The sequence below is a fragment of the Nocardia sp. NPDC050435 genome (assembly GCF_040655395.1).
In the GTDB taxonomy this organism is placed as follows: domain Bacteria; phylum Actinomycetota; class Actinomycetes; order Mycobacteriales; family Mycobacteriaceae; genus Nocardia.
Window position 1 is genome coordinate 147269 of record NZ_JBFAJW010000014.1, and the last position, 16229, is coordinate 163497.

Below are 16229 nucleotides of genomic sequence, written 5' to 3' on the forward strand. Positions count from 1 at the left end.
GACCGCCGCCCCCGACGGAATCGCGACGCGATGCGGAATTCATTTGGTCTCCAGGGCTTTCATGCGATCCAGCACCGAATCGGCCGTGGGCCCGCGCAATTCGTCGACGATGCGACCGTCGGCGAGGAAGACCACCCGATCGGCGTACCCCGCCGCATGCGGTTCGTGGGTGACGATGACGACCGTCTGCCCGAACTCGTCCACCGCCGCGCGCAGGATCGACAGCACCTCGCCGGAGGCGCGGGAATCCAGATTGCCGGTCGGCTCGTCGCCGAAGATGATGTCCGGTTTGCCGGCCAGGGCGCGGGCACACGCCACCCGCTGCTGCTGACCGCCGGAGAGCTCGCTGGGGCGGTGGTTGAGGCGATCGTTGAGGCCGAGCCGCTTGAGGACCGTCTCCAGCCATTCCTGGTCGGGTTTGCGGCCCGCGATGTCGAGCGGGAGCGTGATGTTCTCCAGCGCCGTGAGCGTGGGCACCAGGTTGAACGCCTGGAAGACGAAACCGATCCGGTCGCGCCGCAGGGCCGTCATCTGTTTGTCGGACAGGCCCGAGAGATCGGTGTCGCCGATCCGGACGGTGCCCGAGCTCGCGCTGTCGAGCCCGGCGAGGCAGTGCATCAAGGTGGACTTGCCGGAGCCGGACGGGCCCATGATCGCGGTGAACTCCCCCTTCGCGAACTCGGCCGACACCTCATCCAGGGCTTTGACCTGGGTATCTCCCGAACCATAGATCTTGGACAGAGCGATGGCACGGGCCGCGACATCGGCCGGAGCCGCCGTCTCGGCGGTGTCGGTACCCACAGCGTGCGAAGTCATGCCCTCCAGTCTGTCGGGCGATCCGGCCCCGCGCCATCCGGATTTCCCCTGACACCCCTGGTCGTAGGGCCGGCCCCGGAATTCCTACCACGGGTGGAGCGGGCCGGCTCCGGTAGCGTGACGAAGGGATCACCCCCGAATCCGGAATGGTAGGTAGAGACGAGTGACTATTCGCAACGTTGCGCTGCGCACCCTGGAGGGCGAGCCCACCACGCTGACCGAATTGGCCGGCGACAAGGCCGTGCTGCTGGTCAATGTCGCGTCGAAATGTGGTTTGACGCCGCAGTATTCGGGGCTGGTGGAGTTGCAGCAGACCTACGGGCCCAAGGGTTTCACCGTGGTCGGCGTGCCGTGCAACCAGTTCATGGGGCAGGAGCCGGGCTCGGCCGAGGAGATCGCGCAGTTCTGCGCCACCACCTACGGCGTGGATTTTCCGCTGCTGGAGAAGACCGAGGTCAACGGCGAGGGCCGGCACCCGCTCTACGCCGAGCTGGTGCAGACCGCCGACGCCGAGGGCGCCGCGGGCGACATCCAGTGGAACTTCGAGAAGTTCCTGATCGACCGCGACGGCAAGGTGGCCGGGCGCTTCCGCCCGACCGTCACCCCCGAGGATCCGGCGCTGCGCGGCGCGGTCGAAGCCGTTCTCTAGCACTCACAGCGGCGCCGAACGCCACCAGCGCAGCACGTCGTCGATGGAGATGGTGTCCACGATCCCGTCGGTGAACATCAGGTACTGCCCGCGGGACCCGCTGAACGCCGTCACCATCTTCGGCCCGCTGTTGTTGAATTTGTAGTTGGTGTAGGACTTCCCGCCGTTGCTGTCGCTGGACTTGGCGGCGTCCGCGGGCAGATTGCGCAACGCCGCCTGGGCGTCGGCCGCCGAGTTGAACATGTAGACCGTGTAGAACGGGTCCTCGTTGTCGCCGCCGCCGAAGCAGTCCCACGCGAACGCCCACTCGCCGAAGTCCGGCGTGCCGTCGGTCGGGCTGGGCGGTGCGCTGGCGGTGTGGGAACTGCAGGTGGCGCCGTTGTAGCCGGAGTTGCCGTCGGCCTCGGCGGGGACCATGCTCGGGAACTCGCGGCTGATCGCCTCCACGCTCGCGCTCGTGGCGGCCGCGGTACTCGCGGCCGACGTGGTCGCCGAGGCGGTGGGCGTGGTGGTCGGATCGGTGTCGTCGCCGACGACCGCGCCGATGACCATCAGCAGCACCAGCACCAGCACCACCGAGCCGACCACCACGCCGACGATCAGGCCCGCGTTGGATTTCCGCGGCGGGACCGGCGGCCGCGGCACGGCGTTGTAGCCCGCCGGCGGGCGGTAGGAGTTCTGCTGGGTATAGGGCGAGTTCGACGGATTCGGGTGCGGCGCGGCCGGTCCCGGCATGGTGTGCTGGGTCATGCGCGGCGGGGGCGTGATCGCCGTGGGCGCGCCGCTGAGCGAATGCGGGCCGCTGGCCTGCCCGACCGGATAGGTCGGCAGCTGCGGATGTGACTGCTGCGCACCGCCGGTCGTGGGCAGCTGCGGCGTGGAGGTGTGCGCGGTCGGGAACTGCGGGCCCGTGGACGGGCGCGGGCCGGCCAGCGGCAGCACGGGCTGGCTGCGGTCGGTCAGGGCGCGCTGGGCGGCCGCGGCGAATTCCGAGCACGAGTTGTACCGATCGTCGGGCCGCTTGGCCATCGCCTTGGCCAGCACCCCGTCCAGCGCGTACGGCAGGCCGGGCCGGGTGCTGCTCAGCGCGGGCGGCGGGGATTGCAGATGGCCCTGGATCACCTGCGCCGGATTCGTCGCGGCGAACGGACCGGACCCGGTGAACAACCAGAACAGCGTGCAGGCCAGCGAATACTGGTCCGAGCGGTGATCCAGCGGCGATCCGGTGAGCTGCTCGGGCGAGGCGTAGGCCAGGGTCGCGGTGAAGGTGCCGGTCTGGGTCAGGTGACCGGTGTCGTCGCGCAGCCGGGCGATGCCGAAGTCGGTGAGGTAGACGCGTTCACCGCGCCCGCTGCCCGATCTGGCCAGCAGGATGTTGGCCGGTTTCACGTCGCGGTGCAGCACGCCCATGCCGTGCGCGTAGTCCAGCGCCTCGGCCGTCTCCTTGATGATCTGCACGGCGCGCGCGGGCGGTAGCGACTCCGGTTCCGCCGAGGCGGCGTCGATCCCGTCGATGAACTGCATGGAGATCCACAGCTGCTCGTCGTCGAGGCCGCGGTCGTAGACGGTGACGATATTGGGGTGATCGAGCCGGGCGACCAGATCCGCCTCCCGTTCGAACCGCGCCCGCACCTCGTCGTCGTGGAACATCTCCCGGTTCAACAGCTTCAACGCCGTCATCCGCGGCAGCCGCGGATGTTTCGCCAGATAAACCGAACCCATGCCACCGCGGCCCAGCTGCCGCTCGATGACATAGCCGGCGAAAACATCACCGCTGGCCAGCATGTCTTGCTCCACTTCTCGCCCGCACCGGGACCCGCCGGCGAGGCGTACAGCACGAGATCGTGATCGGGCATCGCCTGACCACGGAATACGGAAAACCCTAGCAGTTGTCACACACCTCGATGCCCGACGAACGGGTATCGCGCCGGGACGCCACGGCGTTCCATTCGGCAACTTCCGAGTCGCCCGGCTATGGCGTCCGGCCGGGTTCGGCGGTAGGTGGGCGGGGCCGCCGAATCGGGGCGTCCGGCAGCGCGATCGTGATGGGCCGGGCGGTCCGGCGGGTGCCCGAGGGCGGCCGGGCCGAGTCGCTGGCGGGAGCGTCGGGCCGCCGCTCGGGACTCCGCCGCAGATCGATCGGACGCGGCGGTTCGGTACCGCTGGGCGGCAGCGGATTTCGGCCCGAATCCGGGCGGCCGGAGGTGGGCGGCGTCTCCGCCGCCCACCCGGCGCCCGCGGGCGTCGGCCGATCCGTCGTGCCGGACCCCTCCGCGCCGGGCGAACCGGCCTGCCCGTGATCATGCGAATTCGCCTGCGATCCCGCAGGACTCGGGCGCGGCGGGTTTCCCTGGTACGCCCCCGTGGGACGCGCCATATTGCTGAATTGCGGGCCGCCCGGCTGCGACGAATTCCCCGGATACGCACCGGTCGGCGGCGGGCTGCCTCGATGGGGGCCGCCGGGCGGTAGCGAACCTCCCCGGTAGGGGCCGTTGGGCGGAGGCCCTTGGTAGGACCCGGTCGGCAGCGGCCCTTGATGGGGGCCGACCGGGTAGGGCGGGTTGCCTGGGTAGGCGCCGGTCGGCGGGGCGTCTGCCCGGTAGGCGCCGGTGGGGCGTGGCGCATTGCCCGGATGCGGTGCGGCGCCCGGGTATCCGCGCGTCGGCGGCGGCCCGTAGCCGGGATGCGGTGGCGCGTATCCGGTTTGCGGCTGATAGCCGGGTGGATAGCCGGTGTGCGGGCCCGGCTGGACGTGGCGCGGCATCGAATGCTGGTGCGGACCCGTCGCGGCCAGGGCGCGGCGGGCGGCGACCGCGAATTCGACGCAGCTGGGGAAGCGGTCGTCCGGGCGCTTGGCCAGGGCGCGGGCCAGCACGCCGTCCAGAGCGGGTGGCAGGCCGGGGCGGGCCCGGCGCAGCGACGGCACCGGGCCGAAGAGGTGGCCGTTCATCACGACCGCGGGATTGCCGCCGCCGAACGGCGGTGCACCCGTGAGCATCCAGAACAGCGTGCAGGCCAGCGAGTACTGATCGGCGCGATGATCGAGCGCGGTGCCGCTGAGCTGTTCCGGGGCGGCGTAGGCGAGGGTGGCGGTGATCTGGCCTACCGAGGACAGCGTGTTGTCGGAGTTGCGCATCGCCGCGATGCCGAAGTCGGTGAGCAGCACCCGTTCCGGCTGCCCGATCGGCGCCTTGGCGAGCAGGATGTTGGCCGGCTTCACGTCGCGGTGCAGCACGCCGTTGGCGTGCGCGAAATCCAGCGCGGCCGCGGTGTCGGCGATGATGTGCACCGCCCGCGCCGGAGCCAGGGCGTCCACGTCCGCGCCGGCGGCGTCCGAGCCGGACACGAACTGCATCGAGATCCAGAGCTGATCGTCCTCGGCGCCGCGGTCGTAGACGGTGACGATGTTCGGATGGTCGAGCTGGGCGACCAGATCGGCCTCGCGCTCGAACCGCTGCCGGATCTCGTCGTCGGCGTAGAGCTCGCGGTCCAGTAGCTTCAGCGCGGTCAGGCGGGGCAGCCGCGGATGCTGAGCCAGATAGACCGTGCCCATACCGCCCTGACCGAGCACACGCTTGACGGTGTAACCGGCAAAGACCTCGCCAGCACGCAACACAGTGAGTACACCCCCTCATCGGGCCCAGCACGCGGTACCGCACCGTGTATCGCACCGGCCCGCGATCCTGCAACAAGTTCGATTATCGCCCGCTCGCGCCGGTTTGTCGGTGCCCCGGCCTAAGCTCTGGTCCATGAAACTGGGTGCTCATGTCCGCGAAGACAGCGATCCGATCGGCCTCGGTGAGAAGCTCGGCGCCGAGGTCATCCAGTTCTTCGTAGTGGATCCGCAGAGCTGGGACAAACCGACACCGCACCCGCTGGCCGAGCAGATCAAGGCCAGCGATATCGATGTGGTGATCCACTCCACGTACCAGATCAACGTGGCGAGCACGAACAATCGCCTGCGCATGCCGTCGCGCCAGGCCGTCGCCCTGCAGGCCGCCGCGGCGGCCGAGCTGGGCGCGTTCGGGCTCGTCGTGCACGGCGGCCACGTCCGCTCCGACGCGGAGCTCGAGGCCGGGGTCGACAACTGGCGCAAGCTGTTCGAACGCCAGCAGGACAAGGGCGGCTTCGCCGTGCCGATCCTGATCGAGAACACCGCGGGCGGCAATCACGCCATGGCCCGGCATTTCGATTCCATCGCCCGGCTCTGGGACGCGGTCGGCGATTTCGGCGCCGGCTTCTGCCTGGACACCTGTCACGCCTGGGCGGGCGGCGAGGAGCTGGTCGGCGTGGTGGACCGGATCAAAGCCATCACCGGCCGCATCGATCTGGTGCACCTGAATTCCTCGCGCGACGAGTTCAATTCCGGCGCCGACCGGCACGCCAACTTCGCCGAGGGCACCATCGATCCGGAGCTGCTCGCCGAGGTCTGCCGCACCGCCGGCGCGCCGGTGATCTTGGAGACCCCGGCCGAAGGCGTCGCCGACGATATCGCCTATCTGCGCGAGCAGCTCGGGTAACGGCTTTCGATCCGGCTGAGGGTAAACCTGTTTCTCCGGCGGTCCCGCTGGTGTGCTCGGACACAGCAAATGTTCGAGCGAAAGGCACACCAATGACCGTCGATTCAGCAACCGCCACTGTGGTGAAACTCGGCAGCCGGATCGGCGCCCGCATCGATGGCGTCCGCCTGGGCGGCGATCTGGACGCCGATACCGTCGCGCTCATCCAGAACGCGCTGCACGAGCACAAGGTGATCTTCTTCCGCGGCCAGGACCACCTGACCGAGGACGGCCAGTACGAGTTCGCGGAGCTGCTGGGCTCGCCCACCACCCCGCACCCGACGGTCACCTCGCGCGGCGTCAAATCGCTGCCCATCGATTCCGAATACGGCCGTGCCAACAGCTGGCACACCGACGTCACCTTCGTGGACCGGATCCCGAAGGCGTCGATCCTGCGCGCGGTGCATCTGCCGGAGTACGGCGGCTCCACCACCTGGGCCTCCACCGTCGCGGCCTACGAATCGCTGCCGGATTCGCTGAAGGCGCTGGTGGAGAATCTGCGCGCGCGGCACACCAACGCCTACGACTACGCCGCCGACCGCACCGACCGGCACGCGGCCAACGAGCAGGGCAAGGCCTACCGCGAGGAATTCGAGTCCACCTACTACGAGACCGAGCACCCGGTGGTGCGCGTGCACCCGGTCACCGGCGAACGCGCCCTGCTGCTCGGGCATTTCGTGAAGAACTTCGTCGGCCTGTCCGCTGCCGAATCGGCCGCGCTGTTCCAGCTGCTGCAGAACCGGGTCATCAAGCTGGAGAACACCACCCGCTGGAACTGGCAGCTCGGCGACGTCGCGATCTGGGACAACCGCGCCACCCAGCACTACGCCGTCGACGACTACGACGCGCAGGCGCGCCGCCTGACCCGCATCACGCTGGCGGGCGACATCCCGGTGGGCGTGGACGGCCAGGCCAGCACGATCATCGCCGGCAATGCCGAGCACTACTCCATCGTGGAGGAGCCCACGGCCGCGGCCGCCTGAGAACCGGTCGGGTGCGGACCGTCACCGCCGCACCCGATGTCGGTGGCGGCTCGTGCGCCGTTCGCCACCGTCGCCGAGTGGGCCGTGCGCCCGAACGCCTCTCCCAGAGCAAGCGGCTCACTCGGCTCCCCCTTCGCCGCCTATGGTGGGGCCTGTGACGATGGAGATTCGGCCGCTCGACGGGGTGCGGGTACTGGAACTGGGCAACTACGTGGCCGCACCGACGGCCGGGCGCATCCTGGGCGACTTCGGCGCCGAGGTGATCAAGGTCGAGCGCCCGAAAACCGGTGACGAGCTGCGCAATTGGCGGCTCTACGGCGGCGACACCTCGATGCTGTACCGGACCATCAACCGCAACAAGAAGTCCATCACCCTGGACCTGCGGACCGAGGCCGGGCGGCGGATCGTGCTCGATCTGATCCGGCAGTGCGATGTCCTGCTGGAGAACTTCCGGCCCGGCATCCTGGAGAAGTGGGGCCTGGGGCCCGAGGCGCTCTCGGCGGCCAACCCCGACCTGGTGATCACCCGGATCTCGGCCTACGGCCAGACCGGCCCGCTGGCCCAGCGCCCCGGCTTCGCCGCAGTCGCCGAGGCCGTCGGTGGTCTGCGCGAGCTGGTCGGCGACCCGGATCGGCCGCCGGTGCGGGTGGGCGTCTCGATCGGCGATTCCATCGCCGGCATCTACGCCGCCTTCGGCACCGTGATGGCGCTGTTCCAGCGCGAGCGGGTCGAGCGGGTTCCGCTGGAGCAGCGCGTCATCGACGTCGCCCTGAACGAATCCATCCTGTCGGTGCTGGAATCGCTGGTCCCGGATTACCTGGCCTACGGCATCAAGCGCGAGCGCGTCGGCGGCCGGATGGAGGGCATCGCGCCCAGCAACGCCTACCCGTGCGCCGACGGCTCCAGCATCATCATCGGCGGCAACGGCGACGCCATCTTCCAGCGCTACATGCGGGTGATCGAGCGGCCCGATCTGGCCGCCGATCCGGACCTGCAGGACAACTGGGGTCGCTGGACCAACCGGGAGCGCCTGGACGCCGCGATCGGCGAGTGGACTATCCGGCACACCCGGGACGAGGCACTGAAGATCCTGGAGCAGGCCGCCATCCCCTGCGGCCCGATCTATACGGCCGCCGATCTGGTCGCCGACGAGCAGTTGCGCGCGCGCAACATGATCCAGCCCTTCTCGGTGGACGTCGGCGAGCCCGAACCCAAGCAGGTCGGCTTCACCGGCATCGTCCCGGTCATCGGCGGGCAATCGCTGCCGATCCGCAATGTCGGCCCCGATCTCGGCGAACACACCCGGGAAGTACTCAGCGAACTGCTCGGTCTGGACGACGCCGAAATCGAGGCGCTGAACTCGGGCGACGCGTGATCGCCGGGGTGTGCGGGGCGGCAGGTTACCGGCCGGCAGCCGGGGGCGGTGCTCGCTTAACCGCCGTGACGCCGATAGGGTGCCGGGCATGAGTAGGCGGCGTGGACGCAGACGCCCGGCAGGACGCAGTAGAGGCGAGCTCCGTTCTCCGGCTCCGAGCCGGCCGACGGTGCATCCCAACCCGGCTGGTACCAATCGACGATCCTGGGCGGGCGTGATGTGCGTTCCCACTCGGTCACGAGACGACAAATGACCGCGGTCCTGCGCGATGTGACGCTGCGGGACGGACTGCAATTGACCGGCAAGGTGCTGCCCACCGAGCGCAAGGTGGAGATCGTGCGCCGGCTGCTGGCGCTGGGCGTGCCGGAGCTGGAGATCGGCTCGATGGCGCGGCCCGATCTGGTGCCGCCGATGGCCAACACGCTGGACTTGGTGGCCGCCCTCACGCCCGAGGAACTGAGCCGCTGCTGGCTCTGGGTAGCGACACCGCGCCATGTCGAGAAGGCCGCCGCCGCGGGCGTACGCAACTTTCAGTACTGCCTCTCGGTGTCGGACGCGCACAACAAGGCCAACATCGGCCGCACCGCGGAGGACAGCGTCGCCGCGATGCCCGCGGCGATCCGGCTGGCCCAGGAGGTGGGCGGCGTGATCCAGCTGTGCCTGGCCACCAGCTTCACCTGCCCGTTCGACGGCCCGGTGGATCCGGAGCGGGTCCTGGCCATCGCCGCCGATCCCCGCACCGCCGGGGCGGCCGACATCGTGCTCGCCGACACGCTCGGTCAGGCGCACCCGGCCCAGGTCGGCGCGCTGGTCGAGGCCGTCGCGGCCCGGACGCCGCGACGCCGCATCGTCTTCCACGGCCACGACACCTGGGGCATGGGCGTGGCCAACACCCTGGCGGCGATCGCGGCGGGCGCCGGCCTGGTCGATGGTTCGCTCGGCGGCCTGGGCGGCTGCCCGTTCGCGCCCGGCGCCAGCGGCAATACCGCCTCCGAGGACATCCTGTTCGCCACCCGCCCCGGCTGGTTCACCCCCGCGACGCTCGCGGGCCTGGCCGGACTCACCGAGGGGTTGCTCGCGGAACTGGACGAACCCAATCGGTCGCGCACGGTCGAGGGCGCGCGTTCCGAGGCCGAGGCGTTCGAGTGGGTCGTGCGCTGAGCTACCCGAATTGGTAGTGCACGAATTCGCGGACCGGCTCGAACCCGATGCCGCGGTAGATCCGGTTGGAGATCGGGTTGTCGGTGTCGGCGAACAGGCAGATGTCCAGGCCCTGCGCCCGCAGCAGCCGCGCCACGTGCGCGGACAGCGCGGCGGCATAGCCCTGGCCGCGTTCCTCGGGCGGGGTGTAGACCGGCCCGATCCGGGACCAGCCGTAGGCGGGCACCTGGTGGGCGACCAGGCAGACCGGACGGCCCGCGCGCTCCCACAGCCACCACCAGCCCGCGGCGATCCGCCGCCGCAGCGCCTCGGCCGGCAGCCCGTTGCCGGACACGCCGATCTCGGCCTGCATCGCCTCGGTCCAGGCCAGGCACAGGGCGAGATCGGATTCGGTTGCGCGCCGCGGTGATCCGGCCACCTCCTGCGGGGCGTGCAGATGCCCGAGGCGGTAGAGGCGCACCGCGTAGTCCTGCTTGTAGCCCACCCGCCGCAGCGCGCACCACCGTTCGGCGAAGGGCCACACCACTTCCGAGGGCCCTTCGACGCCGCCCGCGGTGGCGATCGCACCGGCGAAGGCCTCGGCCACCTGACCGGCGCTGTCCACCGGAATATCGCCGAGGTAGATGTCGTTGCGGCCCGACCGCGCGGCGACTCCGGCGACCTCGCCTGCTTCGTCGAGTACCGAAACGAACCAGGACTGCTCGCCGGGAGCGTATTTCGCACCGAGCAGATTGCCGACGGCGGTCGCGATCACCGTATTGCGCAGCGCGTTCTGCCGGAGAAACGGTTCGGCGCGCGCGAGGAACTCGGTGACGTCACTGGTGATCGCCGTCTGCCTACGATCACGTCCAGCCATCAGCCAATCCTGCACGGCGCTGGCGGCTTCGGCAACCAGGCTCGGATTCGTTTGCGACTCAGTCTGTTTCGGCTTGCGCGCCGCGATCGTGGCGCAGCTTCAACAGCACCAGTCCGGCGGTGCAGGCCAGGATCAGACCGGCGACCGTGATTTCGACGTGCAACCCGGCGATGCCGAGTACGGCACCCACGACGCCACCGACGAAGAACAGCCAGGCGAAGGTCCGCGACAGGGTCGTCCGCAGGCTGCGTGGTGGTTTCGGCGCCGGGGGCGGCGATGGTGCGGTGGCCGCAGGTTCAGCGGCCGCGGACTCGGCTCCCAGCGGAGTTGTCGAGTAAGCTCCCATCATTCACTCCCTCGAACCCGACCTCGATCAGAGTTGTTGTAACAACCGGGTTCTGGAGCCTCGGTCTATCTCTCATCTGGGTACAGGCGTCGCACACGTAGCACACGTAACTTTGCTCACACACGCTACGACCACGTCGGTTCGTTAGAGCGCGACACGTGCCCGCGACACGCAATAGTGACCATTTCGATATCTGAATCACGAGTATTTAAGATAAAGGTGTGGGCCGCCACAACGACCGTGCCGCGGTAGCCGCACCGGCAGGCCTCGATTAAGGTGAGCCCCATTCGAATACACAGCAGGAGTGTCCCGATGGTGAGCAACAGGGCCAAGATCACCGGTCCGGCGATCGCAGCGGGGGCGGTTTCCGTCGGGCTCGTCCTCATCGGCGCCTGCGGAGTAGGCAAGCACGACACCTACGTGCCGCCCCCACCGCTGAAATCCGGGCCGTCGGCCGCGATGGCAGTACAGAACGGCACCTCGGTGACGGCGCAGAAGGTCGTCATCCCGCCGTCTCCCACCTGGAAGGTGGCGCCGGCCGGTCCGCCGCGCCGTCCCGCCGGCTACACCCCGATGACCACCCCGCCGGACAGCGAGATCGACATCCCGGGCGAGGAGACCAGCACCACCCGGCCGACGCGCACCACCCGCCCGGCCCCCACCGCGGACGACGACCCGACCACCACGCGCCCGCGCCGGACCACCGATCCGGACGAGCCGACCACCACGCGGCGTCCGCCGGTGCCGACCACCACGGCGGCCGCCCCGCCGCCGGTCGAGGAGACGCCGGTCCCCACCGAGATCGTCCCGCCGGTCGAGGTCGTCACGCCGGTCGAGACGCCCACCGAGTCCCCGGCCGCGCCCATCGACGAGCCGATTCCCCTGGGGCCCACGCTCGGTAGCGATTCGGCGTCGCCGACCACCAGCGCGCCGACCACGCCCCCGGCGGCCGCGGCCCGATAAACGAAAAGGCCGTCGCGCTCGCGCACGACGGCCTTTCGCTCACGGTCCTACAGCTCCGGCTGGTCGTAGTCCCCGACCCGCGCGCTCAGCACCTGCAGATGCTCCAGCGCGCCACCGAGATTCCGCTCGATGGCGGTCAGCCGCGCGACGTAGTGGCTCACCGGGTACTCCGCGGTGACGCCGATGCCGCCGTGCATCTGGATCGCTTCCTGCCCGACGTGGCGCGCGGACCGGCTCACCTGCAGCCGGGCCCGCGAGGCGATCACCGGATCGGCGTTGCCGTCGGCCAGCGAGGCATTGGCGTAGAGGCTCATGCTGCGCGCCAGTTCCAGCGACACGTACATGTTGGCCGCCCGCTGGGTCAGCGTCTGGAACTTCGAGAGCGTGACCCCGAACTGCTTGCGCGTCTTCAGGTAATCGGTGGTCAGACGCAGCGCCTCCTCCATCGCGCCGATGGATTCGGCGCAGAGCAGGGCCTGGGCGCCCACGATCGCGGTCGCGATCGCCTCGGTGCCGGCACCGAGCAGTTCGCCGGGCGCGCCGTCGAATTCGAGCTGCGCGCCGCGCTGCCCGTCGACGGTGCGATAGGGCGTGCGGCGCACGCCCGTGGCGTCGGCGGCCACCAGGAACAGCCCCGTGCTGCCGTCCGGCAGCACCGCGCTGACCACCAGTTCGTCCGCGCAGTCGCCGTGGCCGACCGGGTTCTTGGTGCCGGTCAGGGCGTAGGAATCACCCTGGGCCACCGCCTTGGTGGCGAGTTCGGCCGAGGGCCAGCGCACGCCGGGCTCGCCGTGCGCGAAGGCGAGCAGCTTCTCGCCGCTCGCGACCGCGGGCAGGATGCGCTGCCGCTGGTCGGCGCTGCCGACCGCGGCGACCAGCCCGCCCGGCACCAGGACGGCGTCCAGCAGCGGCTCGGGGGCGAGCCGGCGGCCGACCTCCTCCAGCACCACCATGGTCTCCACCGGGCCGGCGCCCATGCCGCCGTCTTCCTCGCTGAAACTCAGGCCCAGCACGCCCAGTTCGGCGAGCTGCCGCCAGACCTCGCGGCTCCAGCCGAGTTCGGTGTCGGTGACCTTGAGCCGGGTCTCCGGATCGTAGTTGCGGCCCAGCAGTTCACGCACCGTGTCCCGGAGCATGACCTGTTCGTCGGTGAGTTCGAAAGCCATGATGTCGCCTCACAATCCCAGGATCGTGGAGGAAATGATGGAGCGCTGCACTTCGCTCGAACCTCCGTAGATGGTCGTCTTGCGGTAGTTCAGGTAGCCGGGGCCGCTGTGCTGGGCCCACTCCGGCGACGCGATGTCCGCGGCGTCGACGGGCAGGGCGTCCGGGCCGGCGATGTCGAGCAGCAGCTCGGTCGCCGCCTGCTGCAACTCCGAGCCGCGCAGCTTCAGCACCGAGGAGGCCGGGTTCGGCTTGCCCTCTTCGGAATTGGAGACCACGCGCAGCTGGGTCAGTTCCAGGGCCAGCAGCTCGTTCTCCAGTTCGGCGACCCGGGCCGCGAACAGCGGATCCTCGAGCAGCGTGCCCGCGCCCGCCTTGGTCTGGCGCGCGTACTCTTTCGCGACGCCGATCTTGACCTTGGTGCGGCCGACGCCGGTGATGCCGGTGCGCTCGTTGCCGAGCAGGAACTTGGCGTAGGTCCAGCCCATGTTCTCCTGACCGACCAGCTGATCGGCGGGGACCCGGACGTTCTCGAAGAAGACCTCGTTGACCTCGTAGCCGCCGTCGATCAGCTTGATCGGGCGCATGGTGACGCCGGGGCTCTTGACGTCGAAGAGCAGGAACGAGATGCCGGCCTGCTTCTTCGGCGCGCTGGGATCGGTCCGCACGAGGCAGAAGATCCAGTCGGCGTACTGGCCCAGGGTGGTCCAGATCTTCTGGCCGTTGACGATGTAGGAATCGCCGTCGCGCACCGCGGTGGTGCGCAAGGAGGCCAGATCGGAGCCGGCGTCGGGCTCGGAGAAGCCCTGGCACCACCAGATGTCCAGCGCCGCGGTGGGCGGCAGGAAGCGCTCCTTGATCTCCTGGGAGCCGAAGTGCGCGATCACCGGGCCGACCATCTGCGCGTTGAAGGTCAGCGGCTCGGGTACCGAGGCCAGCTGCATCTCGTCCTGCCAGATGTGGCGCTGCATCGGGGTCCAGTCCTTGCCGCCCCACTCCACCGGCCAGTTCGGCACGGCCAGTCCGTGGTCGTTGAGGATCTTGTTCGCCGTGACGATCTGCTCCTTGGACAATTCGCGGCCGTAGCGCACACGGTCGCGGATCTCAGCCGGGATCTCGGTCCGATAGAACTGCCGCAGCTCGTCGCGGAAGGCGATTTCGTCGGGGGACAGGGATATTTTCATACAGGACTCCGTCCATGTCTCGTACGTCCGAGCCGAACTTACCCTTTGGTAATCGTGCGCTGTCAGGGGGATCACGTCCGGGCAACACGCGGAGGGTGCGGAACTGGTACGTTGCTGGGCGGACGGGTGTGGGGACCCGGGTTTTCTCTTCGAGGAGTGTTTGAGTGAACGGCAGCACGATCGCGCGGGCCACGGCGGCAGTGACAGCTCTGAGCATCGGCGCGGTGCTGTCCACGACGCATCCGGCGGCCGCCGAACCCGGCGTTCCCGACATCGACGGCGCGGTGACCCAGCTGGTCGACAAGGCGGGTCCGGACCCGACGGCCCAGGCGGGCGTCGGCGCGCTGGCCCAGTACACCAAGCTCGTGAACGTCGCGGAGCTGCGCGCCATCACCCCCGGCTGGACTCCGTTCGCCTACGCCGCCCCCACCTTCGGCTGCGGCAGCAACGGCCCGATCACCACGATCATCGCGGCCGCCAACGCCGAGGGCCCCCGGGTCGCCGAGCTGCCGAACCCCTCCCCCGGGTCGCTGCGGTTCAGCGCCTCGCCCGCGCACACCGGCCTGCCCCTGAACTCCGGCCTGGTGGTGGCCTGGGTCAACGTCAACAACGGCGCCAGCGGCCTCGACATCCTCGACGACCGCACCGAGACCGGCCTGCCCTCGCTGACCCGGACGGTGAACACCGGCCCCGGCACCGTGCTCGCCTCGATGTGGGGCGTCATCAACTACCCCTTCGCGAACTGCGTGATGACCCCGACGGTCGGCCTGTTCTCCGTGCCCGACCTCCCGCCGCCACCCGCCCCCGCCACACCGAACCCCGCCGATCCCGGCGTGAACACCGGCTCCGGCGACGCCCCCGCTCCCCAGGCTCCGGCCGATCCCGGCGCGAATTCCGGCTCCGGCGACGCCATCCCGGCCCCGCAGGCCCCCGCCGCCGTGAACGAGGACCTGCGCAAGCCGGGCGCCTAGCTCAGCGCACCTTCGCGAAGAACGCGCCGATGTCGGCGACATGCTGGTCCGGAACCTCCATCGCCAGGAAGTGGTTCCCGGTGTTGCCCTCGGGCCAGTGCGCGATGTGGTTGTCCTGCTCGGCCAGCCGGCGCATCAGCGCGGACCCGCCGGCGTAGACCCCGGTCGGCACCAGCTTCTGTCCGACCGGCCAACCGAATCCGCCGTCGGCGCCCAGACCCTCGTACATCGGCCAGGACGACGAGGCCAGGGTGTTGGTGAACCAGTACAGGCTGAGATTGGTCAGCAGGTGGTCGCGTTCGATGACGTCCTCGGCCCGGTCGGCCAGGGGCGTGAACTCGTCGAATTTCTGGGTGAACCAGGCCAGCAGCCCGACCGGTGAATCGGTCCAGGCGTGCGCGAAGGTCTGCGGCGCCGCGCCCAGCAGCGCGTGGTGGTCGACGCCGCCGGACATCCACTGCTGCATCACCTCCCACTCCGCCCGCTCGTCCGGAGTCATGGTGGGTACGTCGGCCGCGGTGGGCAGGCCGATGCCGCCGTCCAGATGCACGCCGACGACCCGGTCCGGGGCCGCGATCGCCATCTCCGGCGCGACGTAGGCCCCGAGGTCGCCGCCTTGGACGCCGTAGCGCTCATATCCGAGCCGGTCCATCAGCCGCACCCACATGCGCGCCACCCGGGCCGCCGACATCCCTTCGTCCCCTGGACCGTCCGAGAAGGCGAAACCGGGCACCGAGGGAATCACCACGTGGAACGCCCGTGCCGGGTCCAGGCCGTGTGCGCGCGGATCCGTCAGCGGCCCGACGGTTTTCGTGAACTCCACGAAACTGTTCGGCCAGCCGTGCGTGAGCAGCAGCGGCAGCGCGTCCGGCTCCGCGGACCGCACGTGCACGAAATGCACGTTCAGACCGTCGATCTCGGTGCGGAACTGCGGCAGCTCGTTGAGCGCCGCCTCCTGTGCCCGCCAGTCGAATTCGGTGCGCCAGTGGTCGGCGAGCTCGCGCAGGTAGTCGACCGGGACGCCGCGGCCGGCGCCCTTCCCCGGCAGCTGGGCCGACCAGCGGGTGCGCGCCAGGCGCTCGTGCAGGTCGTCCAGGTCGGCCTGCGGGATGTCGATGCGGAAGGGCGTGATCGAGTTCGTCATAACGCCCAAGGTAGGACCCATCTAGGACCGATCAGGTCCTAGATTTTTGCGACACTGA

At 69.8% G+C, this 16229-nt stretch carries 15 protein-coding genes; 7 read left to right on the top strand and 8 right to left on the bottom strand.

Annotated elements, in window-relative coordinates; genetic code table 11:
* Window positions 1–39 precede the first annotated feature (39 nt).
* Window positions 40–816, bottom strand: coding sequence for an ABC transporter ATP-binding protein (locus tag AB0I43_RS35350; RefSeq protein ID WP_357433424.1), 777 nt, complete (start codon window positions 814–816; stop codon window positions 40–42).
* 163 nt (window positions 817–979) lie between these two features.
* On the opposite strand from AB0I43_RS35350, the gene AB0I43_RS35355 reads away from it, so the two are divergent.
* A complete protein-coding gene (locus AB0I43_RS35355; RefSeq protein WP_356976016.1) occupies window positions 980–1465 on the top strand; it encodes a glutathione peroxidase in 486 nt (161 codons plus the stop codon).
* A 3-nt stretch (window positions 1466–1468) separates the two neighbouring features.
* Here the strand turns inward: AB0I43_RS35355 and AB0I43_RS35360 are convergent, their stop codons facing one another.
* Both AB0I43_RS35360 and AB0I43_RS35365 read right to left on the bottom strand, forming a co-directional pair.
* Window positions 1469–3250 carry a protein kinase gene (locus AB0I43_RS35360; RefSeq protein WP_357433426.1) on the bottom strand — a complete coding sequence of 594 codons (1782 nt, stop codon included), beginning with the start codon at window positions 3248–3250 and terminating at the stop codon, window positions 1469–1471.
* Window positions 3251–3437: 187 nt separating this feature from the next.
* Entirely contained in the window at window positions 3438–5081 is a 1644-nt protein-coding gene (locus tag AB0I43_RS35365; protein WP_357433428.1) for a protein kinase, read from the bottom strand.
* Window positions 5082–5214: 133 nt separating this feature from the next.
* On the opposite strand from AB0I43_RS35365, the gene AB0I43_RS35370 reads away from it, so the two are divergent.
* The 4 genes from AB0I43_RS35370 (at window position 5215) to AB0I43_RS35385 (ending at window position 9543) form a co-directional block, all read left to right on the top strand.
* On the top strand, window positions 5215–5985 hold the full coding sequence (locus AB0I43_RS35370) for a deoxyribonuclease IV (RefSeq protein ID WP_356976022.1): 771 nt from the start codon (window positions 5215–5217) through the stop codon (window positions 5983–5985).
* Between the two features lie 92 nt (window positions 5986–6077).
* Complete coding sequence (locus AB0I43_RS35375; RefSeq protein WP_357433430.1) at window positions 6078–7007, top strand: TauD/TfdA family dioxygenase; 930 nt, start codon at window positions 6078–6080, stop codon at window positions 7005–7007.
* Between the two features lie 160 nt (window positions 7008–7167).
* Window positions 7168–8382: a CaiB/BaiF CoA-transferase family protein gene (locus AB0I43_RS35380; RefSeq protein WP_357433447.1), complete on the top strand. Its 1215-nt coding sequence runs from the start codon at window positions 7168–7170 to the stop codon at window positions 8380–8382.
* Window positions 8383–8631: 249 nt separating this feature from the next.
* On the top strand, window positions 8632–9543 hold the full coding sequence (locus tag AB0I43_RS35385; protein WP_357433432.1) for a hydroxymethylglutaryl-CoA lyase: 912 nt from the start codon (window positions 8632–8634) through the stop codon (window positions 9541–9543).
* A 1-nt stretch (window position 9544) separates the two neighbouring features.
* Here AB0I43_RS35385 and AB0I43_RS35390 read toward each other — a convergent pair whose 3' ends face one another.
* On the bottom strand, window positions 9545–10399 hold the full coding sequence (locus tag AB0I43_RS35390; protein WP_356976028.1) for a GNAT family N-acetyltransferase: 855 nt from the start codon (window positions 10397–10399) through the stop codon (window positions 9545–9547).
* Between the two features lie 58 nt (window positions 10400–10457).
* The gene (locus AB0I43_RS35395; RefSeq protein WP_357433434.1) at window positions 10458–10748 is read right to left on the bottom strand and encodes a hypothetical protein; all 291 of its coding nucleotides are present in this window, start codon (window positions 10746–10748) and stop codon (window positions 10458–10460) included.
* Between the two features lie 309 nt (window positions 10749–11057).
* Between AB0I43_RS35395 and AB0I43_RS35400 the strand changes: the two genes are divergently transcribed.
* Window positions 11058–11708: a hypothetical protein gene (locus AB0I43_RS35400; protein WP_356976032.1), complete on the top strand. Its 651-nt coding sequence runs from the start codon at window positions 11058–11060 to the stop codon at window positions 11706–11708.
* Between the two features lie 47 nt (window positions 11709–11755).
* On the opposite strand, the gene AB0I43_RS35405 is transcribed toward AB0I43_RS35400, so the two are convergent.
* The gene (locus AB0I43_RS35405) at window positions 11756–12874 is read right to left on the bottom strand and encodes an acyl-CoA dehydrogenase family protein (RefSeq protein ID WP_356976034.1); all 1119 of its coding nucleotides are present in this window, start codon (window positions 12872–12874) and stop codon (window positions 11756–11758) included.
* Between the two features lie 9 nt (window positions 12875–12883).
* On the bottom strand, window positions 12884–14056 hold the full coding sequence (locus tag AB0I43_RS35410; protein WP_356976036.1) for an acyl-CoA dehydrogenase family protein: 1173 nt from the start codon (window positions 14054–14056) through the stop codon (window positions 12884–12886).
* A 164-nt stretch (window positions 14057–14220) separates the two neighbouring features.
* On the opposite strand from AB0I43_RS35410, the gene AB0I43_RS35415 reads away from it, so the two are divergent.
* A complete protein-coding gene (locus tag AB0I43_RS35415) occupies window positions 14221–15027 on the top strand; it encodes a hypothetical protein (protein WP_356976038.1) in 807 nt (268 codons plus the stop codon).
* A 1-nt stretch (window position 15028) separates the two neighbouring features.
* Here the strand turns inward: AB0I43_RS35415 and AB0I43_RS35420 are convergent, their stop codons facing one another.
* Complete coding sequence (locus tag AB0I43_RS35420) at window positions 15029–16171, bottom strand: epoxide hydrolase (RefSeq protein WP_356976040.1); 1143 nt, start codon at window positions 16169–16171, stop codon at window positions 15029–15031.
* Window positions 16172–16229 lie beyond the last annotated feature (58 nt).

Excerpts from the sequence above, each read along its gene's own strand:
- AB0I43_RS35350 (WP_357433424.1), bottom strand. The coding sequence starts at position 816 with ATGACTTCGCACGCTGTGGGTACCGACACCGCCGAGACGGCGGCTCCG.
- AB0I43_RS35360 (WP_357433426.1), bottom strand. The coding sequence starts at position 3,250 with ATGCTGGCCAGCGGTGATGTTTTCGCCGGCTATGTCATCGAGCGGCAG.
- AB0I43_RS35370 (WP_356976022.1), top strand. The coding sequence starts at position 5,215 with ATGAAACTGGGTGCTCATGTCCGCGAAGACAGCGATCCGATCGGCCTC.
- AB0I43_RS35375 (WP_357433430.1), top strand. The coding sequence starts at position 6,078 with ATGACCGTCGATTCAGCAACCGCCACTGTGGTGAAACTCGGCAGCCGG.
- AB0I43_RS35380 (WP_357433447.1), top strand. The coding sequence starts at position 7,168 with ATGGAGATTCGGCCGCTCGACGGGGTGCGGGTACTGGAACTGGGCAAC.
- AB0I43_RS35385 (WP_357433432.1), top strand. The coding sequence starts at position 8,632 with ATGACCGCGGTCCTGCGCGATGTGACGCTGCGGGACGGACTGCAATTG.
- AB0I43_RS35390 (WP_356976028.1), bottom strand. The coding sequence starts at position 10,399 with ATGGCTGGACGTGATCGTAGGCAGACGGCGATCACCAGTGACGTCACC.
- AB0I43_RS35395 (WP_357433434.1), bottom strand. The coding sequence starts at position 10,748 with ATGATGGGAGCTTACTCGACAACTCCGCTGGGAGCCGAGTCCGCGGCC.
- AB0I43_RS35400 (WP_356976032.1), top strand. The coding sequence starts at position 11,058 with ATGGTGAGCAACAGGGCCAAGATCACCGGTCCGGCGATCGCAGCGGGG.
- AB0I43_RS35405 (WP_356976034.1), bottom strand. The coding sequence starts at position 12,874 with ATGGCTTTCGAACTCACCGACGAACAGGTCATGCTCCGGGACACGGTG.
- AB0I43_RS35410 (WP_356976036.1), bottom strand. The coding sequence starts at position 14,056 with ATGAAAATATCCCTGTCCCCCGACGAAATCGCCTTCCGCGACGAGCTG.
- AB0I43_RS35420 (WP_356976040.1), bottom strand. The coding sequence starts at position 16,171 with ATGACGAACTCGATCACGCCCTTCCGCATCGACATCCCGCAGGCCGAC.